20 protein-coding genes are annotated in these 21,943 nt (G+C 48.3%); 5 read left to right on the top strand and 15 right to left on the bottom strand.

Going from position 1 to position 21,943, the window contains the following annotated elements; genetic code table 11:
• Nucleotides 1-40: 40 nt before the first annotated feature.
• Nucleotides 41-1,243, bottom strand: a complete 1,203-nt coding sequence (locus ABEW34_RS04730) for an MFS transporter (RefSeq protein ID WP_430155319.1) — start codon at nt 1,241-1,243, stop codon at nt 41-43.
• 322 nt (nt 1,244-1,565) lie between these two features.
• Nucleotides 1,566-2,027: a cupin domain-containing protein gene (locus tag ABEW34_RS04725; RefSeq protein WP_430155317.1), complete on the bottom strand. Its 462-nt coding sequence runs from the start codon at nt 2,025-2,027 to the stop codon at nt 1,566-1,568.
• A gap of 154 nt (nt 2,028-2,181) precedes the next feature.
• Between ABEW34_RS04725 and ABEW34_RS04720 the strand changes: the two genes are divergently transcribed.
• The 3 genes from ABEW34_RS04720 to ABEW34_RS04710 all read left to right on the top strand — a co-directional run bounded on the left by ABEW34_RS04720 (nt 2,182) and on the right by ABEW34_RS04710 (nt 4,353).
• Nucleotides 2,182-2,547, top strand: a complete 366-nt coding sequence (locus ABEW34_RS04720) for a hypothetical protein (protein ID WP_430155314.1) — start codon at nt 2,182-2,184, stop codon at nt 2,545-2,547.
• Between the two features lie 73 nt (nt 2,548-2,620).
• A complete protein-coding gene (locus tag ABEW34_RS04715; RefSeq protein WP_056031871.1) occupies nt 2,621-3,112 on the top strand; it encodes a cation:proton antiporter regulatory subunit in 492 nt (163 codons plus the stop codon).
• A 2-nt stretch (nt 3,113-3,114) separates the two neighbouring features.
• On the top strand, nt 3,115-4,353 hold the full coding sequence (locus ABEW34_RS04710) for a cation:proton antiporter (protein WP_430155311.1): 1,239 nt from the start codon (nt 3,115-3,117) through the stop codon (nt 4,351-4,353).
• Nucleotides 4,354-4,472: 119 nt separating this feature from the next.
• Here ABEW34_RS04710 and ABEW34_RS04705 read toward each other — a convergent pair whose 3' ends face one another.
• The 5 genes from ABEW34_RS04705 to ABEW34_RS04685 all read right to left on the bottom strand — a co-directional run bounded on the left by ABEW34_RS04705 (nt 4,473) and on the right by ABEW34_RS04685 (nt 8,859).
• The gene (locus ABEW34_RS04705; RefSeq protein WP_430155309.1) at nt 4,473-4,775 is read right to left on the bottom strand and encodes a hypothetical protein; all 303 of its coding nucleotides are present in this window, start codon (nt 4,773-4,775) and stop codon (nt 4,473-4,475) included.
• 103 nt (nt 4,776-4,878) lie between these two features.
• On the bottom strand, nt 4,879-5,367 hold the full coding sequence (gene infC, locus ABEW34_RS04700) for a translation initiation factor IF-3 (RefSeq protein ID WP_430155306.1): 489 nt from the start codon (nt 5,365-5,367) through the stop codon (nt 4,879-4,881).
• A 57-nt stretch (nt 5,368-5,424) separates the two neighbouring features.
• Nucleotides 5,425-6,867, bottom strand: a complete 1,443-nt coding sequence (locus ABEW34_RS04695) for a nicotinate phosphoribosyltransferase (protein ID WP_430155303.1) — start codon at nt 6,865-6,867, stop codon at nt 5,425-5,427.
• Between the two features lie 186 nt (nt 6,868-7,053).
• Nucleotides 7,054-7,578, bottom strand: a complete 525-nt coding sequence (locus ABEW34_RS04690) for a VanZ family protein (protein ID WP_430155301.1) — start codon at nt 7,576-7,578, stop codon at nt 7,054-7,056.
• 228 nt (nt 7,579-7,806) lie between these two features.
• Nucleotides 7,807-8,859, bottom strand: a complete 1,053-nt coding sequence (locus ABEW34_RS04685) for a copper amine oxidase N-terminal domain-containing protein (RefSeq protein ID WP_430155298.1) — start codon at nt 8,857-8,859, stop codon at nt 7,807-7,809.
• Nucleotides 8,860-9,255: 396 nt separating this feature from the next.
• On the opposite strand from ABEW34_RS04685, the gene ABEW34_RS04680 reads away from it, so the two are divergent.
• Nucleotides 9,256-10,086, top strand: a complete 831-nt coding sequence (locus ABEW34_RS04680; RefSeq protein ID WP_430155296.1) for a sugar phosphate isomerase/epimerase family protein — start codon at nt 9,256-9,258, stop codon at nt 10,084-10,086.
• Between the two features lie 243 nt (nt 10,087-10,329).
• Here ABEW34_RS04680 and ABEW34_RS04675 read toward each other — a convergent pair whose 3' ends face one another.
• The 5 genes from ABEW34_RS04675 to ABEW34_RS04655 form a co-directional block, all read right to left on the bottom strand.
• Nucleotides 10,330-12,126, bottom strand: coding sequence for a PrpR N-terminal domain-containing protein (locus tag ABEW34_RS04675; RefSeq protein WP_430155293.1), 1,797 nt, complete (start codon nt 12,124-12,126; stop codon nt 10,330-10,332).
• 39 nt (nt 12,127-12,165) lie between these two features.
• Nucleotides 12,166-13,512 carry a four-carbon acid sugar kinase family protein gene (locus ABEW34_RS04670; RefSeq protein ID WP_430155290.1) on the bottom strand — a complete coding sequence of 449 codons (1,347 nt, stop codon included), beginning with the start codon at nt 13,510-13,512 and terminating at the stop codon, nt 12,166-12,168.
• Between the two features lie 21 nt (nt 13,513-13,533).
• Nucleotides 13,534-14,406: a carbohydrate ABC transporter permease gene (locus tag ABEW34_RS04665; protein WP_099517487.1), complete on the bottom strand. Its 873-nt coding sequence runs from the start codon at nt 14,404-14,406 to the stop codon at nt 13,534-13,536.
• A gap of 11 nt (nt 14,407-14,417) precedes the next feature.
• The gene (locus ABEW34_RS04660) at nt 14,418-15,365 is read right to left on the bottom strand and encodes an ABC transporter permease (RefSeq protein ID WP_430155287.1); all 948 of its coding nucleotides are present in this window, start codon (nt 15,363-15,365) and stop codon (nt 14,418-14,420) included.
• Nucleotides 15,366-15,442: 77 nt separating this feature from the next.
• Entirely contained in the window at nt 15,443-17,023 is a 1,581-nt protein-coding gene (locus ABEW34_RS04655) for a hypothetical protein (protein WP_430155284.1), read from the bottom strand.
• 434 nt (nt 17,024-17,457) lie between these two features.
• Between ABEW34_RS04655 and ABEW34_RS04650 the strand changes: the two genes are divergently transcribed.
• Nucleotides 17,458-18,660: a sialidase family protein gene (locus tag ABEW34_RS04650; protein ID WP_430155281.1), complete on the top strand. Its 1,203-nt coding sequence runs from the start codon at nt 17,458-17,460 to the stop codon at nt 18,658-18,660.
• A 222-nt stretch (nt 18,661-18,882) separates the two neighbouring features.
• On the opposite strand, the gene ABEW34_RS04645 is transcribed toward ABEW34_RS04650, so the two are convergent.
• The 3 genes from ABEW34_RS04645 to ABEW34_RS04635 are packed head-to-tail and all read right to left on the bottom strand — an operon-like array spanning nt 18,883 to nt 21,901.
• Nucleotides 18,883-19,335 (bottom strand): hypothetical protein, encoded by a 453-nt coding sequence (locus tag ABEW34_RS04645; protein ID WP_430155278.1) that lies wholly within the window; start codon nt 19,333-19,335, stop codon nt 18,883-18,885.
• Entirely contained in the window at nt 19,320-19,940 is a 621-nt protein-coding gene (locus ABEW34_RS04640) for an ATP-binding cassette domain-containing protein (RefSeq protein WP_430155275.1), read from the bottom strand. Before ABEW34_RS04640 ends, ABEW34_RS04645 begins: the two co-directional genes overlap by 16 nt.
• Entirely contained in the window at nt 19,937-21,901 is a 1,965-nt protein-coding gene (locus tag ABEW34_RS04635; RefSeq protein ID WP_430155272.1) for a DUF1430 domain-containing protein, read from the bottom strand. The genes ABEW34_RS04640 and ABEW34_RS04635 overlap by 4 nt, the downstream gene beginning before the upstream one ends.
• Between the last annotated feature and the right edge of the window lie 42 nt (nt 21,902-21,943).

Here is a 21,943-nt window from a genome sequence, read left to right as displayed (position 1 = left end):
GTGAGGGGCTGTTTCTATTATATCTCTCAAAATATCCTCGCTAGGTCTGTATCGACTTTCTGCTGGCCTTGCGGCGCAGCCTGCGTTCAAAGCCTACATACAGCACAATGTACAGAACGAAAAATCCGCCTGACAGCAAATACATTGTCGAATAATCAGTCACAGCCGCTACTGCTCCGAGCAATATCGAACCGCTTCCGATGCCGATGTCAAAAGCATTGTAATAGGTCGCCGTCGCTACACCTCTGCGCTCTGGCTCTACGAGATCGATAACCCAAGCCTGAAGCGCTGGGAACAGGGCGCCAAAGCCAAATCCATAAAACAGGCCCGACAGCAGCAGCATCGCGGTAGAATGCGTAAAATAAAGCATGACGCTAGCGATAATGCATAAAATAGCAGCAGGCAGCAGCACCCACATGCGCCCTTTGCGATCAAATAATGGGCCGCTAATAAAGCGGATCAGAAACTCGCTGATGGCCACGACAAGGAAGAAAATGCCGACACTGCCTAGGCCCTGCTCTTTGCCAAACAAAGCGATAAAGCTGAGCACCGTGCCGAAGGGGATGCCGATAAGCAGGCCAAGCAGCGAAGGCATAAACGCCTTGCGCTCCACGATGCTGTCCATCCAGTTCCCCGTTTCTATAACAGGAGCTGCCGCTGGCACCTTATTCTCCTTTTTCTCCACACGCGGAAAACGCACAAAGCAGGTACTGATCAAGCTAAGGAGCATAACAACTGCCCCAATTAAAAACAGCGCCTTAAAGCCATATTCCGTCATGATCCAAATGCCAAAAAAGGGACCTAGAGCGAATGAGATCGAATTCCCTGTGGCAAAAAAGCCCATGCCTTCCCCTCTTCGAGAGGCTGGCACTAAATCGGATGCCGCTGTACCGAACAGTGTCGTTGCAATACCGAAGCCAACGCCGTGCACGACGCGCAGCACCAGCAGTATGGCAAGGGTCGCAGCTAAATAATAGCCAGTAAGCGCGATAAGACTGATGGCTACTCCGAGAAGCAGCAGCTTCTTCTGGCCCAGCCGCTTAATGCCATAGCCTGTTCCAAGCCGGGAAATGACGGCCGTAAACGTAAATAAGCCCATAATCAGGCCAATTTGTGTTTGGCTGCCTCCCTGCTCCGCGGCAAACACGGGAAGTGTCGGCAGCAGCATCTCAAGCGCCATAAACAGCAGCAGATTAGAGCCCATTAATAAAATGAAATTTTTCGACCACAGCGCCTCGCGCATTTTTCTCACTCCTTTATGATTTCATTCTATGTATGAGACGTTCCGATCCCCTTACGATTCGTTCATCATATAGCAGTTTGATTACCCTGTCTACGATGAAAACGACAGGCTTCAATTTTCTATTGCGGTCTTCGGCAAGTGTGATAACTAGAAGAGGTTGTCTTCAGAAAATTCATTTTCCACTCGAAGTGATGAGCCTGTCTATGAAACAAATGATAAGCGTTGGACAGCTCGATGCAGGGCATCCAGCTTAGACATCTTATAATAGAAAAACCCGCCTTAAGCAGGCGGATTTTTCTATAAAATCGTTTGAATGTTTAGATTAACGTTTAATTAATTGGAAATCATCATAATGGAAGCCCGGGGAAACAATACAGGAAAACAGCGATGGCTCATCGCCAATCGGCTGTGACATTTGCCATTCGCCTGCTGGCACTACCGCTTGCGGCTGCTGGCCGTTCAGCACATCGCCTCCAACAATAATTTCCTTTCTGAGTGTTGGATCGTCTGCAGTGCCGCCCAGGGAAAGGGTAATTGGGCCGCCTGAGTGCCAAATCCACAGCTCATCAGATAGTACTTTATGCCAATCCGACAGCTCATGCGGATGCAATAAAAAATAAATCGAGGACGCAGCGGCACGTGGTCCGGAATAAGCCTCACCTAGCAGCTCCTGCGGAATTTGGAAGGAAGCCTTCCACAATTCTTTATACCAACCGCCCTCTACATGCGGTTTTAAGCCCAATGCTTCAACTAACGGCGAAATCGCCTTATTCACTTCACTCATCATTCGATCTCCTTCCAGCTGGAAAAAATGCTTATTTCATTTAATTCCCCCAGTGTATCCAACCCTTGGGGCAACGTCAATACCTTTCGCAGCAGCCTTGTGACATCGGGCCTACAATCCTTTATAATAGTAATAAGAGACAGGGGGTGAATAGATGAACAACAACGTTTTGCAGCAGCTGGCAAGGCAAAGCCGGTTAGTGAAAGGCCTGATCATATTAGCATTGCTGTGTACAGCCATACTTTTTGCCTACCAAGCGGAGGACTTGCCCGAGCTGAAATCCCCCTCCGATCAACTGACGATTGCAGCAGGGGACCATCATGGTGTGGCGATCCGATATCAATCCGGCATTTTGAAGCAGCTTTTCCAGATGACGCTTATAGGCATCACCATCGTTTTAGGGATGCTCGTCTGCCGAAAGCAGCGGCTGATTCCACTATCCATTCGCCGTGCCTTTATACCGCAGCAAATAAAGGATTTATTTTTGATGCCTGTTAAATTCACCGGAAGCTTTATATAATCTATCGCCAGCATTATACGTATCCGTCCTATCACGATGCCCACACAAACTCACGATATAGGAGCTGGCGAATATGAATATTAGAGAATCGGATTTACCAGGCATTGGACGTAAGTATCAAATGGAGACGAGAGGCGGCGACAAGCTCGTTGTCGTCATCCATGATGACGGAAGAAGAGAAATGTACCATTTTGAATATGATGATCCAGATGACAGCATTTCCATGGTTTCCATGGACGACGAGGAGGCCCGTCAGGTTGCTGCCATTATTGGAGGAATGACCTATACGCCGAAGGCGCTTGAGACGATTGAAGTCGCGCTCGACGATTTGACCATTGAATGGTATAAAGTCGAAGCCGGTGCAAGCTGCGTAGGCAAAACGATCGGAGATTCGGATATCCGCAAGCGGACGGGGACGACGATTATCGCCGCGATTGACAAAGATGGCAAGCATATTAATCCGGGTCCGGATTATATTTTCAAAGCCGACTCTACACTAATAGTTGCAGGTGAACGCCCACATCTTAAGACGCTTAAGCAGTTGCTCGTGAATGGGAGCCGTTAATTATGGATCATCTGGTGCTGGAGATTGGTCTCGCCGTCACTTTGATTGCCCTAGTCGGCTTAATAGCAAATAAAGTAAAATTTTCAGTCATTCCGTTTTATATTTTGATCGGGATGGCTGTGGGGCCGCATGCGCCCAAATTCGGCGTTTTCGATTTCCGTTTTATCGAAAGCGCCCCCTTCATTGAATTTCTCGGCCGATTAGGCGTGCTGTTCCTGCTCTTTTATCTCGGTCTGGAATTTTCGGTCGGACGCCTGATGAAATCGGGAAAAAACATCGCCGTCGGCGGTACGATTTATATTATTATCAATTTCACGCTTGGACTTGTCTATGGCTTCTCCCTAGGCTTCCCGCTTGAGGAAACGCTCATTATGGCTGGTATTACAACGATATCTTCAAGCGCCATCGTTGCGAAGGTACTCGTGGACTTGAAGCGAACCGCGAATCGGGAAACCGAGATGATTCTCGGCATTATTATGTTCGAGGATGTTTTCCTCGCTGTGTATATTTCCATCCTCTCCGGGCTTGTACTCAGCGGCTCCAGCTCGCTTGGCGGCGTACTCCTCTCCGCATCCTATGCGCTTGGATTTATGCTCCTTGTACTCGTAGTTGGACGCAAGGCTGTTCCTCTGTTGAACAAAATATTAAACATCCGCTCGAACGAATTGTTTCTTCTGCTGATCTTCGGTGCCTTATTCCTCGTCGCTGGCTTCTCCGAAACGATTCACGTCGCTGAGGCGATCGGCGCCCTTCTAGTTGGACTAGTGCTTGCTGAAACCGCTCATATGAAACGGATTGAGCATCTGATTTTACCTTTCCGTGATTTCTTTGGGGCGATTTTCTTCTTCAGCTTCGGTCTGACGATTGATCCGACGGCGCTTGGAGGCGCAGTGTGGCTATCGCTAGGCGCTGTTGCCATTACGCTGTTCGGTAACGTGCTTGCAGGCATGCTGGCAGGGAAAAGCGCAGGGCTTCCGCCTAAAGCGTCCGCGAATATCGGTCTGACGATCGTTTCGCGTGGCGAGTTTTCAATTATTATGGCGAATCTCGGCAAAGCCGGAGGATTAATGGAATTGCTTCAGCCATTTGCTGCCTTGTATGTGCTGCTGCTTGCGATTTTGGGGCCATTGCTCACCAAGGAATCCAAGCTCATTTACAACGGCATGAACAAAGTATTCCGCTTTGACCACAAGAAGTCTAAAGACAAAGCACCCATCAAAGAGCCGGACGTTTCCAATTAAACGACGGGTCTGCCTTTGCAGCCTAAAAATTTAACAAGCCTGCCTCAGCCGACGAATGTTTTATTCGCGGGTCAAGGCAGGCTTGCTTTTTTTATAGCTTGGTCATTTAGCTTGGCGCCCTAGTCGATGCCGTCTTTAAAGTTTTTGTTCCAATTTTTATCGCCTTTGTGAACGTAATCCTCCACTGTCTTATGCAAGGTGTTCACAAGCTCTTCCTTGATTTTGGAAATCGTTTCGTAAAAGACAACTTCCTCCGCGCCCGAAATTTTCACTCCGGCTACTGCCTGTGCGGCAGCGAAACGGCGATGCTCCGACTCAAAGTTTTCCAACGCTTGCAGGGCATGCTCTACATAATGAGATAATTCCTGATGTTCCTTCGGAAGTTGAGCTTTAAGCTCTTGAATGCGTGTTTTAAATGGCATTAGCTTCACCTCAGCGTTAGTATTTACCTCTGTATATTTACTATAACCGATTTTTATGCTTCGGGCATCCCAAAATATACTAAATCGGCAATAATGCGCCTATTCAAGACGGATTGACCTGTACCATTACCTGCTTGCCGCTTACTTGAATGCCTGTCTGCGGCTTGCCTTGCTCTGCCAGATCGGCGAGCAGGCGCTCTAACAATGACTTGCCAGCAGCCCCCTGTTTGCCTCCTTGAACGCGCACAACGAGTTGCACCGCATGGCCCGACTCCAGCAGCTTCGCAGCCTGGCGCTGCTTGGTGTCATAATCATGCTGCTCAATGTCAATTCCGAGACGCAGCTCCTTTACCTTCACTGGCTGGCCTTGTGCCTTCTCCTGCCGCTTGGCCTGGCTGGCCTCCTGCTTCGCGGTACCGCGCCCCATCAGCTTGCAGGGCGGCGGACTGCTCATAATGGACAGGCATACGAGATCAGCCTTGTGCTGCTTCGCCAGCGCGAGCGCCTCTGCACGGGATACGACACCAAGCGGTTCGCCGTTCAAGCCCGTCAGCTCCACCTCAGAAGCTTTGATTTTCTCATTCATCAGCATCGTAACAACCTTCTTTCTGCTGCCTGTTCTATTCTCATTACCCAGCTAATCGCGCAGCTACTCTTGATGCTGCTGAATCAGATCCATCTTCATCTGCCACGTTTTCTCGCTTAAATGAATCGGATAAAATTCCGGATTCAGCTTGCGCTTCACTTCCGGCAGGAAGCTGCTTAGCTGCTCCTGATGGAACTGCCTAACCTGCGAAAGGGACGGCAGCACATAAACGAGACTGCCCTTGTTAAAAATACATTTCAGCAGCGGGACTGCTTCGTAGTTGTTCACGTATTTGTATATATACGGGTGCAGCGGATCAAATAGCTTAAGCCTGCTGCCGTCCGGCTTCTCTTCCTCGCCGCATAACGAAATATAATCAGCCCGCGCCAGTCCCGTATTCAGGTCGCGGATACGGAACACATCCTTGCGGCCTGGCGTCGTCACCTTCTCGGGATTCGCAGACAGCTTGATGACGGGCACGTAACGCCCGTCCTTCCAGCGTGCGGTCAGCTTGTACACGCCGCCAAGCGAAGGCTGGTCCGCAGCGGTAATCAGCTGCGTGCCTACACCCCATGTATCAATGCGCGCCCCTTGCGCCTTGAGGTTAAAGATCAGCGTCTCATCGAGATCATTCGATGCGACGATCTTCACATGCGGCAGCCCCGCAGCATCCAGCTGCTTGCGCGCCTTCTTGGACAATAGCGCAAGGTCGCCGCTATCGAGGCGAATCGCGCTGAGCTGCTTGCCTTGGCTCTCCAGCCAGCGAGCCGTCTTAATCGCATTCGGCACGCCGCTTTCAAGCGTATCGTACGTATCGACGAGCAGCGTCACTTGATCCGGCAGCGCCTCGGCATATTTCATGAAAGCCTCTTCCTCCGTATCATGTCCCTGCACCCAGGAGTGGGCATGCGTCCCTTTAGCCGGGATGCCGAACAGCATCCCCGCCCGCATATTGGACGAAGCGTGAAAGCCGGCAATATAAGCAGCACGCGCGCCCCATACGGCAGCATCCGCCTCCTGCGCCCGTCTTGTCCCAAACTCCAGCAGCGTATCGCCGTCCGCAACCTGCACAATACGCGACGCTTTCGTCGCAATCAGCGTCTGGTAATTCATGAAGTTCAGCAGCGCCGTCTCAATAAGCTGCGATTCAAATATGGTGCCCTCCACGCGAATGAGCGGCACACCCGCAAAAACGACCGTGCCTTCCTCCATCGCGTACATGCTGCCCTTGAAGCGGAACTGCCGCAGCCGTTCGAGAAAAGCGGGCTCGTACTGCTCCTCCTGCTCAGCCAAATACGCGAGCTCCTCTTCCCCGAAGCACAGCTCTTCTATATAATTTACAATGCGTTCAAGTCCCGCAAATACAGCATATCCATTGCCAAAAGGCAGCTTGCGGAAATACGCCTCGAATACCGCTGGCGTATCTGCCGTTCCATTTTTCCAGTGCGCATACATCATGTTGATTTGGTATTTATCCGTATGCAGCGTTAAGTTTGCGCTATTCACAGACACAAGTCACTCCGTTCTAAATGATGTCTGACAGGGGCTGCGGAGAAGGATTGTCCATGCCTGATGAACGGCGGCGCTTCCAAGGTGAAACGGCTGTAGCCGTTCTCAGGCGGCGCAGCGCGTTACAGTCCGAGAAATATAGGGAAAGGATGGGAAGATCATATCCTTTCCCTATATTTCAAATTAACGCGACCTTCCTTTTCTGTATAACAGCTTTACCATTGCCAGCAGAAGCAGGCACACCGCAATTCCAATGCACGCTCCTGTAAAATCAACGACCACATCCATACGATTGCCCGTCCGGTTCAGGCTGGTTAATTGGTTTCGCTCATCGAGCGCTGCCAAGGTCACCGCCGCTAGAAGCGACAGCATCGCTGGCGCAAGCATACGTCCCTTCATGACGACGCGCAGCAGCATAAACCAGATTGCTCCCAGCATAGCATAAACGAACAGATGGGCGCTCTTGCGAAAAACAAATTCGACAAAATGATACGGATTCGTTTTGGCCTCAATCGTCTTGCCTAAATACGTGATCGACAAATCAGGCAGCAGCCGGATTAGCTGCTCCTGCCCGATCCATGCTTGCAGCTTTGGCCTAATCGTCTGCTGGTCGAAGGACTGCGAGGAGAGATGAAACACAAACAAAATCCAAGCTGCCAAAATAACAAGCCATATCCTTATTATATAACGGTTGCTCCTAGTTTCCACCTAAATCAGCTCCTATCCCTTCATTCCGCTCGTTTGAAACAAATCGTTTCATCATTGATCCTAATTGTATCAAATTTTCTTTCCAACCTCCAACTTGCGCACGCATTACCTGTCAAAAATAAACGAAAAGCCCCCGACTTTGGACCCGGGGACCTTTCATCGACTGGCTATAAATCGGTCTAAGCGACCTGCCCGCTATAGAAGGAGCTTCTTTTGGCAATCAGGGCATTACGCCAGCGATTCAGCATAGGAAAGCACAGTCGCCAAATCCTTCTCAAATGCGGTGCGGTACTCCGCAATAACAGCTGTGCTGTGGCCGTTAGCCGTCAGCTTGGCTGCCGTATCCGCTAATATCGCTTCGAAATCGCTTTTGGTCCGGGCAACCTCCGTCTGGGCCTGCAGCTTGAGCTGCTCCTTCGTAGCTTCATCTCTCGCTGCCACAAACGACATATACAAATTCGTCAGCGTCGAGGTCGCTTCGGTTTTGAGTGTATCAAGCTTGCCCTCCGCCTCGCTTGTAATAACCTCATACGCCACCTTCGGCGTATTGTCGACTGCTCCGCCGCCTGTGCCAGGCTGGCCGCTTCCTCCGGTACCCGGCTGGCTGCCTCCTCCGGTACCTGGCTGGCTGGCTCCCCCGGTTCCAGGCTGCGTGCCGCCGCTGCCCGCCGAGCCTTGGCCGCTCCCTCCACTGCCGCCTGCTTCAGCCTGCTCCTGTTGATAAGCGGCCGTTTCGCCAGTTACAGCGCCCGTCTTGCTATCCCATTTAATTGCAGCGCCGGATGCTTCCGCCATAAAGCGGATCGGCACATAAATCGACCCTTTGTAATAAAAAGCGGACTGATTTGCAGGCAAAGCCTGCTCCTTTCCTTCAAACACGAAGGAAGCCTGCACCTCTGTCAGTCTAATTGAAGCAGTCGCCGCAGCGGCATCCTCTTCAACCGCAATCGCGCCAGCAAGCTGCTCTTTCAATGCCGCCGCTTCTTCCGCCGTTGGCTCAGCTACCGTTACCGTCGCCGTCTCGCTGTTCCATTTTACCGTCTTTTGAAGCGCATAAGAGACGAATCTAACCGGAACATAGGTCCGGCTCTGATATTCAAATACGTATTGACCGCTTGGCAATTCCAGCTTCTGTCCATCAAAGGCCAGGCTGACGGGCAGCGGCTTTGCAACAATCGCTTTATTGGAACTGGAATCGCCTTGCGCTGAGGCCGCATAAGGCAGAAGCATGCAAAGCATAAGGCCGATAAACATAACGGATTTAATTTTAATTGTTTTCATTGGATAGTCGTCCACTCCATTCCTCGCCCGGCTCCCCTGCTCCCAGATGGCTTAGCCAGCAGCAAGCAAAATGGAAACCGTGCTTTTCCTAAAATCATCGCTTAAATGAGAAGCAGCAGCAAGGGCCTCGACTCTTATATTCAAAATCGGGTTTTGTCCGCATTCAGCCCCCATTCGATCGAATTCGACATTATTCTTGCCACCTATTGCATTTGGCCCCCATTGTCCTAGCTCCTTTCAGCCCACAGCAAGGCTTTGTGAAAAAAGGAAAGTCTCTTGCGGCAAATTTTGCACATGGTACAATAACCTTATAATGTAAGTGACTGCGACGAAATAATGTACCGCTAATTTCCTCGCAGCTCCTAATCCACATGAAAAGATAAGGCGGGATGTTGTATGTCATATTTATCGCTGAACAGTTGGAGCCTGCATAGACTGCTTGGCCCGCTTCATTGGACGTCCTGGGATGCCGAAACGCAAACCCACCAAACGACTGATCATGAGCAGCCCTTGGAGCTGACACTGCTGGAGCTGCCGGCCGTCGCAGCAGCCAAAGGCTATCAAGCCATCGAGGTATGCCATTTCCATTTCCCATCTACGGAAGCCGCTTATTTGCAGCAGCTAAGGGATTCTTTTTCGGCTGCATGTCTATCCTTTGACACACTGCTCGTCGATTATGGCGATCTCACCTCACCCGAGGCGGCACGCCGAGAAGCTGACTATCAGCTCATGCAGCAATGGATCGACGTAGCGGCGGCTTGTGGGGCCAAGCAGGTCCGAATTATTGCCGGCGAAGCGGAGCCAACTGATCACGCGGCCATTCGCCAGTCAGCCGAAGCTTTGGTCAAGCTGGTGGATTACGGCGCCGCGCGCGGGGTGAAGATCGTAACCGAAAACTTTAAAAGGCTAACGAGTATCGGCGACAGCTGTATGGAGCTGCTGGAACAGGCGGGGGATTCGCTTGATCTCATTACGGATTTCGGCAATTTCAGCGGACCAGCCAAATATGAGGATATTGGCCGCACAGCTGTGCGCAGCGTGTCCATTCATGTGAAAGCGATAAATAATGAACATGGGTATCCCGATCAGGACGAGCTTCGCCGCTGCCTTGATCAGGTACAAGCTTCCGGTTTTGATGGCGCATACGTGCTCGTCTATGATGGTCCGGGAGATATGTGGGAGGGGTTAGAGCGGGTGAAGGCTATTGTACAGCCTTATATCGCTTAGTTATTCATAAGAAAGCCAGCTAGCGAATAGGCTATCGGCAACCTACTAAGTGGTCTAACGCGTTAAATAAATAAGCAACGACGTATTTGTATCATACCTAGCGATGCTGCTCGCATATGGAATAAGCCTTTCCCTGCCGTTATTCATACGGTAGGGAAAGGCTTATTCTTATTCTTGCTTGCATGCAACTTACATGAAATATCCAATGTACCCAGCCCACGCTGAGCCGGAGGCTTCAAGCATTTATGAGCCGGAAGGCTTCATTTTGCGCCACAGTGTCGAGCGGTTAATTCCGAGACGCTTGGCAGCAGCGGATTGGTTCATATCCTCCTGCTCCAGCACTGTGCGAATAATATCATATTCAATCTCATCAAGCGTCTTGCTCAGATCAAGCCCGCCTGCGACAGAAGAATGCTCGGAGCCATCATGCCCCCCGGGACCAAAGCCGGAGCCTGCCTGCTTCAGCAGCTCCACTCGCTCTGCTTCCACATATTCGCCGTCGGAGCTTCTGACGAATTGATCAATAACGTTGCGCAGCTCGAACAAATTGCCGCGCCACTCATGCGAGCGCAGCGCCTTCATTACTTCCGGGCGCAGACCGACAATTTGCTTGCCATATCGCTCGTTGTACATAATGAGGAACGTACGGATGTATTCGTCCAGATCATCCAGCCGCTCCCGCAGTGGAGGCATGCTGACAATTCGCCCGGCAAACGTATCATAGAGCTTGCCGTCAAGTGCATTGCTGCTTTTCAGCTCAAGCGGGCTGTGGTCAAACGATAATATGATTTTGCCCGGCGCTGCGGCAAGCACAGGCACCAGCTCACGCTGATCGGCCAGCGACAGCTGGTCGACACCGCGAATATAAATAATCAGCTCCTCATCGTCCGTTGACAGCAGCTTCCTTAACGCAGCGAGCGCAGCTGCATCATAACGCTTCGTGATGGACAGTTCAATCATTCCACTGCCGCTTTGCGGCATGGAGCTCCAGCGCTTAATCGCAAACAGCCGCTTGCCTGCTCCCGTCTCGCCAAACACAGCAAGCGGATAAGCACGCTCGGAAGGAGACTGCCCAGCAAATTCATGATCGGTCATTACGAGTGGCGGGAAGGCAATATCCTGCTTGCTTGTGTACATCATCGTTATGCCAGAGCCCGGCTGCTCTACAGGGCGAACCTTCAAATAAAACATGCCCTCGCCAGCATCATCATTCATTTTGCCGCCAGATACTGCGACCTGGCGCTGCCCATCCAGCTGCACGAGCAGCTCCAAAGCAGCGCCCTTGTCCAAATCAGCCATATAACGGCTGAATACGGGATAATCGGTGTACAGCCCGGTTTGATTTTCAGGCAAATGGAACCACGCATTAAAAGCCTCGTTAGAAAATTGGATAATGCCTTTGTCATTCACAATAGCATAGCCGGTATCCATCGTGTCCAGCAGCCGCTCGAAAGCGAGCTTCTTCTGCTTGTAGCTTTCCGATACTTTATAAATTTGCTTCGCCTGAGCGAATGCTTCAAGCACCGACTCGCGCCCCGACGTAATAAGCACGCCCTGCATGCCATGCTCATTCGCTTTTCGCACCGTAATGTTATCGCCTACTATGACTTTGACGCCCTCAGCCTTCGCAAGCCGCAGCGCCTCGTCCACCTCGCTCTCCTGCTGAACCGAGGCATAAGGAATATCAACCTCCATTAAACCGGATACCGAAATAAAACCCTCTATAATATTAGGAAAGCCGATCATCTTGATCTTCGCCTGATAGCCCTTCACAACCATTAAAATCCGCATAATATCAAAGCCGGACACCTGAATGTCAATGACGGGCAAATACGAATGTTTGCGCAGCAGGCGAGCCGTTCCGCCTCGGCTAATAATGACATCGTATCCGTCCAGATGGATGCGGTTCATAAGCGGCAGCACTTCTGACAAATCGCCCTGCAGCACCTTGATTTCGAATTCCTTCAGCTCTTCCCGCAGGCTTGTTGTCAGCTCCACGAGCCCCGGGTAAGGGGCAACTACGACTATTTTTATTTTCATCCTCATCATCACCGTTGCAGTTTAATACACTCATTATAGCTAAACACGATCCGAATGAACAGTATTGTGTCCGGCAGGGTAAGGCGTGCTGCCACCCCCTCCTCCTTGCAGCAGGTGCAGCGTGCGGACGAATACATCCTCGGAGCCGAAGCCACCCGCCTTGGTTACCCCATAAACTTCTTTTGCTCCTGAAAATAACCCAATCGGCACGCCCGTCTCCACTTCGCCCAGTAGGCGGAACTTCTCCATTCCGGCGAAGCTGCAAAATTGCTTCGCCGTATCGCCTCCCGTCAAGATGAGGCGATTCAATCCATACGCCTCGACCAGCGTTGCGGCCGTGCAGCCAAGCGCTTCAGCAATCCGGTCGCTGACTTCCGTCTGACCCATGCCCAGCCTGCTTCCGGCTTCCATTGCAAGCCTGATCTCTTCTGGTTCGCCGGAGGAATAGAGCACGACTGGCCTCCCCTGCTCCAGGGCAAGTGCAGCCGCAGCGTATACGCGCTTCAGCTCCGTGTTGCAAGCCGCATCAGGTGCAACCATTACATGCGCCTTCAGCCGGACGCCAGCAATCTGTGGCTCAGCGAGCAGCAAAGCAAGCTGCTGACGCGTCTTGAAGTTGACACTCCCGATAACTGCCAGCACTGGAGCAGCGCTCGTCGCCAGCTCGAGCACATTTTCCTGAACCGCTTCGCCAGCTTCTGTCAGACACCCTGCCAATCCAGCCGAGCCTGCCCATACGATGCGATATTCAAGCCCTTCGAAAAGCGCAACGATGCCGCGCAGCTCCTGCTCGCTTTGCGCATCAAATACGAGGTAATGGCATTTTTCAGCAGCCAGTTCAGCAAGCCTTTGCTTCAAATGCGCGTGACCAAGCGCCATATCAGCGCTCGAAATCAGAGCCGATGCACGCTTGGATTGCCTGTGAATGAGCTCTGGGATGCTGGAGACGGTAATCGGCGTCTTCGGATCAAGCGCAAATTCCGTCTCATGCAGCAATTGTCCATTTAAATATAAGGAACCGTCCCTCACCGTACGATTGTATTCCGGATAAGCAGGCGTACAAACGATAAAATCCGGCTGAAGCACGTCCTGCAGCGCATCGAATTCTGCGCCAAAGTTGCCTCTGAGCGTCGAATCCACCTTTTTGAAAATCACATCAAATGGCTTCGCCTTCACAAATTCGGCCGCCGTCCGCACGCGGTCATAAGCCTCTTGAGCGCCAAGCGAGCGGCTATCCGTATCTATAATGACGACGTCGTCATCGAAGGCGGCAGGCGCATCTTCCGCAAAATTAAGCAGGACCGAAGCTTTGAGGCCGCTTCTTGCGAACTGAACGCCAGAGTCGTTAGCGCCTGTAAAATCATCTGCGATTATTGCAATTTTCAAGTCATCACCCCGCGTTCAAGATCAGCCTTTGACCGAACCAAGCAGCATCCCTTTCGTGAAAAACCTTTGCGTAAACGGATAGATAAGCAAAATCGGCACAACCGCAAGAAAAATCGAAGCCGCTTGCAGGTTTTGCGGCAGCAGCTGCACGCCGTTAACGGTAATATTTTCAAGCGAAGTACCGCCCTTGCTTGAGTTAATAATCATATTGTAAAGGATGACCGTAATCGGCTGCATGCTGCGGTCCTGCAAATAAATCATCGGAATGAGGAACTGGTTCCAAATGTAGACCGCATTAAATACGCTGATCGTTGCAATAATCGGCTTGCTGAGCGGGAAAAACACCCGCCACATGATTTGCCAATCGTTCGCGCCATCGATAACGGCCGCCTCCTCCAGCTCATACGGCAGCTCATCGAGGAAGGATTTTGTAATAATGAGCAGGAAGGTGTTGACCGCCATCGGCAAAATCATGACCAGCCAGGAATTGACCAGCCCCAGCCCGTTATAGACGATATAGTTCGGAATGATCCCCGCCTCGAACACCCAGGTGAATAGAAACAGGAGCATAATCGTGTAGCGCCCAACCAGTCTTTTGCGCGACAGCGGGTAGGCCGTCATGAACGTCACGAGCACCGCTACAAAGCCGCCAACGACCGTATAAAAGAAAGAATTCAGCAGCCCCGCCGTCACCCCAAGCCGTTCATTGCCGAGAATATATTTGTATGCTTCGAGATTGATGCCCTTCGGCAGCAAATACACCGAGCCCGCCACGACCGCTTTGCCGTCGCTTAAGGAAGTCGCCATAATGAGCACGAACGGGTAGACGCACAGCAAGGCGACAAGGACAAGCAAAGTGTTGTTGATCAGATCAAACCAGCTAAACTTCTTCATCTTGCCGCCTCCTAGAACAACCGGGACTCGGAATATTTTTTCGATACTTTATTCGCCATCATCACGAGCACGAAAGCGATAACAGACTGCATCAGGCCAACCGCTGCGCCGAAGCTGTAATTCGGGAAGCCGTCGCTTGCGAACGCTTGGCGATACACGTAGCTTTGAATGACATCCGCCGTATCGTAAATGCTCGGATTGTACATAAGCAAAATTTTATCCAAATCGACGGTCAAAATTTGGCCGATAGCCAAAATGAACATGACGACAATCGTGCTGGAAATCGACGGCAGCGTCACATTAATAATTTTCTTAAATCGGTTCGCGCCATCAATGTCCGCTGCTTCATACAAATGCGGGTCGATGCTCGTCATCGCCGCCATATAAATAATGGCGCTGTAGCCGAATAGCTGCCATACGTTAAGCATGACATACAGCGGGCGGAACCAGCCGGGATCAGCCATAAAGAATATGCTTTCAAAGCCTGCGAAATTCAGCATTTGGTTCACCAGTCCACCCTGCGGCGACAGCACTTTGTACAAAATCGAAACGATAACCGCTGATGATATAAAATAAGGGAAGAAGCTGAGCGTCTGCACGAAACGCTTCACCGCCGACAGCCGCACCTCGTTAACGAACAAGGCGAAAATAATCGGAATCGGAAACACAAACAGCAGATTGAAAAAAGCAAGCAGCAATGTATTTCTGACCAGCTTCCAGAAATAAGGGTCGCTCATGAACTTGCTGAAATGCTCGAAGCCAATCCATTTGCTGCCCATTATACCTTTGAATATGCTGTAGTCCTGAAACGCAATGACCAGCCCGAACAGCGGCAGCAGCTTGAATAGAATTAAATGAATCAAGCCCGGCAGCAAAATCAAATATAAAATTTTGGCGTCCCACATCCGTTTAAGCAGTCCGCTGTTTTTGGATGTTGCCCGTTTTACGATTGAGCTCATCTCAGCCCACCTCTGGATTCAAATTGAAGGGCAGCCCCTCCTCCCCGTACGCCGGAGCGAAAGAAGCCGCCTAAAGCTTATTTAGACATTGCGTCGTAGGCGGCCTGGTCGATTTCGGTCAGCTTTTTGTAGCCTGCCTGCTCCATTTCGCCGAGGAAAGCATCCCACTCCGACAGGCTGCGCTGGCCGCTGATGAATTTCACAAGCGCCGCATTCAGCGCCTGCTTCACATTCGCGAGAAGCGTCGTTCTTTCTTTCAATTGATCCGTTGAATATTTCAGCGAGCTGAATTCCTTGGATGTGTATTTATCGAAAAACGTTGTTGCAAAGGACTTCGTCAAATCATCCATCCACTGGTAATACGCTTCATTGTTGACAGGTACCGGGAACGTCAGGCGATCCTGAAGGAAGTTCCATACCGGGGTGCCAATGGGCTTATTGCCCTGCTCCTCGAATTTGACGGTAAATGCCTTCTTGCCGCCTTCCTCCTTGTAGGACTTGCCTTCTACACCGTAGTCCATCAGCGTTCTGCCCTCATCCGAGAACATGTAATCCATAAATTTGATAATGCCTTCCGCTTTGCCCTCCGCCTTCTCATTAATGACAAAAACCCGGTCCATTCTGTATTTCTCCTCCGTAGGAGGCAGCATCGTCTGATTGCCGTCAGCGTCCTTGAACGGTTCCATTACTTTAATGCTGTATTTCGGATCATTTTCCGGTCCGCCGTTGTTCATGAACCACGATGGACGTGTGAAAAAGTCGCTGCTGATTGCGCCTTGGCCCGTTAGCATTTTCGTCTGCCACGATTCCTCGGTCGCGGTACCTGCTACCCATTCTGGATCAATGAGCTTATCTTGGTACATTTGCGCATACCACTCGATGAGCGATTTAAAGCCTGGCGAATAAATATCAGATCCTTTGCCATTCTCATAAATGCCTTGCACTTTGCCATCGACGATTTTGTCATTAGCCGCAAAAGCTTCCTGGAACTTCAAAAAGCCGTCCCGCCCTGTGAATGGGTAAAAATTGGCTGCGCCCTTGTACGCTTCCTTCAGCTTTTTCAGTACATCTGTAAACTCCTGAATCGTCGTTGGATTCGACGTAATGCCTGCCTTCTCAAACATATCCGCGCGGTAAAAGGTTACATTCGATATCGTCGGATATTCCTGCGCCAAGCCAAAAATTTCGCCATCCTTTGTCGTCATCAGCTTGGCGTAATCCGGATTCGCATCCAGATAAGCCTTAATGTTTGGCGCGAATTTATCGATATAAGGCTTTAGATCAATGAACAGCCCCTGTCCGCCGTATACCTCAGATTGGGCCAGCGAGACGATGCCGGAATCCGGGAACTGGCCGGAGCCGATTTTGAGCTCCAAATTTTTCTTGTAAGCATCATCATCTTCACCGCCATTAACCAGTTCAACCTTCGTATTCGTCTTTTCCTCAAGCACAGGGTACCAATTCAAATCCTGAAGCCAATTCGTATATTTTCCCGCCATCATATAGGAAAAGGTTGTCGTTCCTCCGGCCGATCCTTCATCTGTACCCGTTGGAGCTGAAGGAGCCGCCTTATTCCCACCATTGGAGCAAGCAGTCAATGCAAGAAGCAGTACCATCGACATCGTTGTAACGGATTTCCAATTCCATTTGTTGTTCATTTGAGCATTCTCCCCCAATTGTCATTTGGCTTGCAAAAGTAAGCACTAACAATTCGAACATCTCCACTTCACTAAATGTTGCTTATTACAACACCAATCAACGAACGAATTGACCTTTCAAGAAATGTAATCGCTTTCTTGTATCTAAATTATCGCAAAATAGAGCAAATTGCAATCATTTTTTCTGAACATACCCTTATGGTGAAGTTTACCTTTTGGCATTTGCAACAATCGGTTGCGATTTCCTTTCCTTTAGTTGAAGCTTCATCGCTTCCAATACCCCATTTTATAATAAAATTAGAGCATTGACTTTAAAAAATAAAGGCTGTAGCATGAAATTAAAGCACTCAATTAGTAATTCCGCATAGATTCTCCGTTGTTTCGTTTCATTTAGCAACAGTATTGCCATTATGAACGAAAGAAGGTTTTTTAGGATGGACCACACACAAATTGTTAACCTCAAAAAACAACTGGGCGAGGGACAATGTTATTTGCATCATGAATCGGATATGATTGAGGCAATGCTGCCCACTGATCAGCCTTCCAATCATGCTCCCGCTTTAATTGAGCTGGCTAATGGCGATTTGCTGTGCATTTGGTTCGGCGGATCGGATGAAGGGGCTGGAGATATTAAGGTGTTCCTCTCACGCTTGAATGCGAAGGAATCGAAGTGGAGCGTGCCGCTGCGGCTATCGGAGGACTTCAATAAATCGGATCAGAACCCTTCGCTTTTCCAAGCGCCTAATGGAGGGTTATGGGCCATTCATACTTCAATGGATACGCGCGGCTGTGCGCTTGAGGAGTGGCAGGCCAAGCTGCGGAGCGGGGAAGTGACCGGCCCTTTTGCCATGCAGCATACATCTACCGTACAGCGCCGTATTTCCTTTGATAACGGCTACACTTGGGGCGAGGGTGCTCCCTTATTCGAGAGGCCAGGTACATTCAGCCGTCATCCTGTTACAGTGCTCGCGAGCGGCCGCTGGCTGTATCCTGTCTGGTACAGCAGCCTGGATGAGACGAGGCAGTTCGGCTATGACTACAGTTCTGTGCATGTTTCGGACGATCAGGGCGAGAGCTGGCGCGAGGTTGAAATACCAGGCAGTAAGGGCCGCGTTCATCCGTCCATCGTAGAATTGGATGAGGGTCGGCTTGTCGTTTTTTTCCGCAGCCGCAATGCCGATTATATCTATATGAGCCGCTCCGAGGATAGCGGAGAAAGCTGGTCCGTGCCAGAGCGTACTATTCTGCCGAACAATAACGCGTCAATTCGTGCCATCCGGCTGCAAAGCGGCGGCATCGCGATTATTTTCAACCATTGCCGTGCTAACGAAGATCCGGATGTCGTTGTCTGGCCTTATGAGCGCGTGCCTGTAACGATTGCGATTTCCGAGGATGAAGGCGTTACTTGGCCCTATATGCGGCATATCGAAACGGGCGATCATTATTGCGGGGAACTGAACACCCAATACAATCGGCGTTATGAATACCCGTCTCTCATTCAATCAAAGGACGGCATGATCCATGCCTGCTTTGCATACGGGAACCGAACGCATATTAAATATGTCAGCTTCTCCGAGGACTGGGTACGGGGTGCCCACAAAAATAAATGGCCCTGGGACAACTTCCCGATGGAATAAACGCCGAAGTAAGGGCCACTTGGAAACACAGCCTTAGGCTTAATACAGAAAAAATTCCTATTGAATATGCTATGACTTAATTAAATGTACAAATAAACCGTCTCCTATTAAATGGTTGGGTGGTACCTCCATTTTACTAAGAGACGGTTTCTTTTTGCTACGACTCGCCTGATCCTGGTTAGGATTACAAATATCAAATATAATATTTCCGCAAAAAATGAATTATTTTATGTTCCACATATCATCTGCCTTGGATATTAACTCATCAACTGCGGCCTTGTTATCCTTTAAAAGTTTTTGTGAATTTTCATCTTCTTTATCAATCAACTCCATTTTTTCATTCACATAAATTTCATAGGTTTGTCCATCTTTATTTAAAATAATTCCATAATCATAACCGCCAAAAATTTTAGGCCAAACAATCAAAGACTCTTCTCTACCTTCACTAACAATCCCTAAGTTCCCTGTAAAATGCAAATAATCCGGAATTTTCAGATTGTATACATCCCCGTCCTTGGTCGTAATATACGAACCTGCTATGGATTTAGGAGTTGCCTCGATAAAATCATGGTAACGAATTTGTATGAGCAACAGCCATATCAAATTATAAATCCCAAATAGCAGGAGTGCCAGTAGAACCAACACCAGGGGTTTATTTTTCAACAATTTTCGCATAAGTTGACCACCTTGCTTCCTTGTTTCTTAATTTCCTCATCATGAGTAACGAGCACAATCGTTTTCCCTTCTTTATTAAGTTGCTTGAGGATACGTAGAACCATTTCAGCATTCTGTTTATCGAGTGAGCCTGTTGGCTCATCCGCCAAAATAATGTCGCATTTCTTCAGTATTAGTCTTGCCAAAGCAACCCTCTGCTGCTCCCCGCCTGACAGCGTATAAACTTTCTTGTTTAGTTTATCCTGCAAACCTACTGTTTCCAATGCTTGCTCCATAGTAAGATTCGTTTGACAGTCTTTACGAATCATTTTCAAATTTTCTTTGACCGTTTTATTATCTACCAGAGCAAAGTTTTGAAATAAAAATCCGATTTTTGTCCTAAAATAGTTCAGATGGTTCTTTTTAACCTTAATGTCCATTCCATCAACAACAATGCTTCCCTGTTCTATCTTTTCAATTGCTCCAATCATGTTAAGCAGTGTCGTTTTGCCACAACCGCTAGGCCCCGAGAAAATGACAAATTCTCCATCTTGAATAACTAAATTAAAATCGGAAAACAAAACCTTCTCTTCAAACCTTTTGGTCAACCCTTTCAGTTCGATCATAAGCTTCCGCCTCTTAGTATTTTTTGAATTTTAGCATTTTCTAAGCGACGTATAAATAAAAAGATTACAATCAATTCTAAGGCGAGAATGGCAACCCCTCCGAAGGTTAAATAATAAACCTTCTCTACACCAATTAGAATCGCCGTTGCCGCTGCCAAAGCTATGCTAACTACCGTTGTTATCAAGGTCATAAGCATAATTTTCCTGTTTTTCTCCCAGATACTATGCCCCAGCACCTTCTTAACAGAAAGCTCAACCGCATTCACATCATACTCCAATTTAATAATTGAACTAATTATAATAAATTCCAAAAACAAAACCAACATACTAAAAATAAAATTCATGATTAAAATTCGCTTCGCAATATTCCAGCTTTGTGTAAATTTATCAAAAACATTCGTTTTTGTGGAAATATGACCGATCAATTGGTTATCTTGTATAAAGGAGTTAAATTGTTCATCTGTAATGTTATACATTACTTCAGCAGGATGACCAGTATTACGCGGCTTAATTTCAAATTGGCCAGCATCCATCCTATTGAAAATAACTAACGGGTTACTTACCAGTTCACTCCCATAAACTGAATCCTCATCAATACGCAGCAATTCAATTGGCCCCTCATAATAAATGGCTTCATAAGAGTATTGGAAACCTTCCTCTTCAAATTGGTTAACCGTATCCTTGAAGTCTTCAATGACTTCCGGCTTACCTTTCATCGTTTGTGGCATTAAAAAGTAAATATCCTTATCAAGCTTCAGTCCTTGTAACTCCTTGATGTGCTCAGTCAAATAATTAAGGACATTCCGATTTGTGTATATTCCTTTTTCATACAATAGTCCATGCGTCGTCACAAGCATACTGGCATTTGTTTTCCCAAAAAATTGCTTATAAAACGCAGACTGAACAAGCTCCGATTCCTTGCTACGATCATCATAGGTTCCATCACTATAAAATTTAATGTTATACTCCATTTTCACATAGGAATATTCCTTATGCTTCTCGAAAAATGGCTTCTGCTTGTATAGCTGATACGATTCGGAAATAAGAATAATGTTGCTTGAGATCACAACTATTGTAATGACTACTGTCACCAGTTTTAAGCTGTAATTGATGGATAACAATTTGATAGAGCTACCCTTGGCATTTGAAAAAGCTTCCTTCAAATTATAAAAAAACAGACTCAAGTAAAGAGAGGCGTTTAAAGCAATCATAACAATTAAGCAGATGAGTGAAAGCTTAAATTCGAAATAAACGTAAGTATATGGAGCTAAAATATAAATGATGATTACGAATAACAATGAAAATACGAATGTATCTATGGCTATATTTTTCAGAATAATTCTGCTTATTGGCTCTCCCAGTGAAACTCGGATCAAGCTTTCCTTTTTTTGATAAATAGCATCATAATAAGTGAAGAGCAAAATGACAAACACCATCAAAGCCCAGATCATAATAATATTGTTTTTTAATTCACTACTGTTATAGCCCTCTTTAGGATGATTACCAGCGTATTTGTCAATTAATCCTATTTTAAACTGCTTAGCTTTATCGCTGTTTCCAATGACATAGTAGTCATTGATATCTTTAATATTTTGCAGACTTTCCATCCCTTTAAATGTAAATCGAAAGTCCTCCAGAAAGAGACTTGGATACTCCTGTGCAAAAATATCCAATTGTTCATTTATATATTGTTCGACACCCGATGTGCCGTAGATTTCAATATCAGTTGACTGCATACTACTAAACGATTTGGTAAAAGCAAATACTTCGACCTCATTACGTGTTGCAGAGTCCAAAATATCACGAATCATTTCATTTTCTGTAGTATTTTCTTGAATGTATAAAGTTGTATTTATAAAGGGGGTATAAAAGTTATTGAGTCGAAAGTTGTGGCTTTCTCCTATAATAAGCATTCCGACAAACAAAATACAAAAGCTGATAACATACTTGATCGTCTTCAAGCCACTAACCTCCGTGCTGTTATTGCCACCGTTCAGCCCCCA

The organism is Paenibacillus algorifonticola (assembly GCF_050481745.1).
GTDB lineage: Bacteria > Bacillota > Bacilli > Paenibacillales > Paenibacillaceae > Pristimantibacillus > Pristimantibacillus algorifonticola_A.
Note: the sequence above shows the minus strand (reverse complement) of the source record. Positions and strands in the feature narration are given on the sequence as shown.

What these genes read in the sequence shown, in the direction of transcription:
- ABEW34_RS04705 (WP_430155309.1), bottom strand. Translation starts at nt 4,775, where the DNA reads ATGCCATTTAAAACACGCATTCAAGAGCTTAAAGCTCAACTTCCGAAG.
- ABEW34_RS04675 (WP_430155293.1), bottom strand. Translation starts at nt 12,126, where the DNA reads ATGAAAATAAAAATAGTCGTAGTTGCCCCTTACCCGGGGCTCGTGGAG.
- ABEW34_RS04660 (WP_430155287.1), bottom strand. Translation starts at nt 15,365, where the DNA reads ATGAGCTCAATCGTAAAACGGGCAACATCCAAAAACAGCGGACTGCTT.
- ABEW34_RS04725 (WP_430155317.1), bottom strand. Translation starts at nt 2,027, where the DNA reads ATGAGTGAAGTGAATAAGGCGATTTCGCCGTTAGTTGAAGCATTGGGC.
- ABEW34_RS04710 (WP_430155311.1), top strand. Translation starts at nt 3,115, where the DNA reads ATGGATCATCTGGTGCTGGAGATTGGTCTCGCCGTCACTTTGATTGCC.
- ABEW34_RS04665 (WP_099517487.1), bottom strand. Translation starts at nt 14,406, where the DNA reads ATGAAGAAGTTTAGCTGGTTTGATCTGATCAACAACACTTTGCTTGTC.
- ABEW34_RS04715 (WP_056031871.1), top strand. Translation starts at nt 2,621, where the DNA reads ATGAATATTAGAGAATCGGATTTACCAGGCATTGGACGTAAGTATCAA.
- ABEW34_RS04645 (WP_430155278.1), bottom strand. Translation starts at nt 19,335, where the DNA reads ATGCGAAAATTGTTGAAAAATAAACCCCTGGTGTTGGTTCTACTGGCA.
- ABEW34_RS04640 (WP_430155275.1), bottom strand. Translation starts at nt 19,940, where the DNA reads ATGATCGAACTGAAAGGGTTGACCAAAAGGTTTGAAGAGAAGGTTTTG.
- infC (WP_430155306.1), bottom strand. Translation starts at nt 5,367, where the DNA reads ATGCTGATGAATGAGAAAATCAAAGCTTCTGAGGTGGAGCTGACGGGC.
- ABEW34_RS04680 (WP_430155296.1), top strand. Translation starts at nt 9,256, where the DNA reads ATGTCATATTTATCGCTGAACAGTTGGAGCCTGCATAGACTGCTTGGC.
- ABEW34_RS04685 (WP_430155298.1), bottom strand. Translation starts at nt 8,859, where the DNA reads ATGAAAACAATTAAAATTAAATCCGTTATGTTTATCGGCCTTATGCTT.
- ABEW34_RS04720 (WP_430155314.1), top strand. Translation starts at nt 2,182, where the DNA reads ATGAACAACAACGTTTTGCAGCAGCTGGCAAGGCAAAGCCGGTTAGTG.
- ABEW34_RS04655 (WP_430155284.1), bottom strand. Translation starts at nt 17,023, where the DNA reads ATGAACAACAAATGGAATTGGAAATCCGTTACAACGATGTCGATGGTA.
- ABEW34_RS04730 (WP_430155319.1), bottom strand. Translation starts at nt 1,243, where the DNA reads ATGCGCGAGGCGCTGTGGTCGAAAAATTTCATTTTATTAATGGGCTCT.
- ABEW34_RS04650 (WP_430155281.1), top strand. Translation starts at nt 17,458, where the DNA reads ATGGACCACACACAAATTGTTAACCTCAAAAAACAACTGGGCGAGGGA.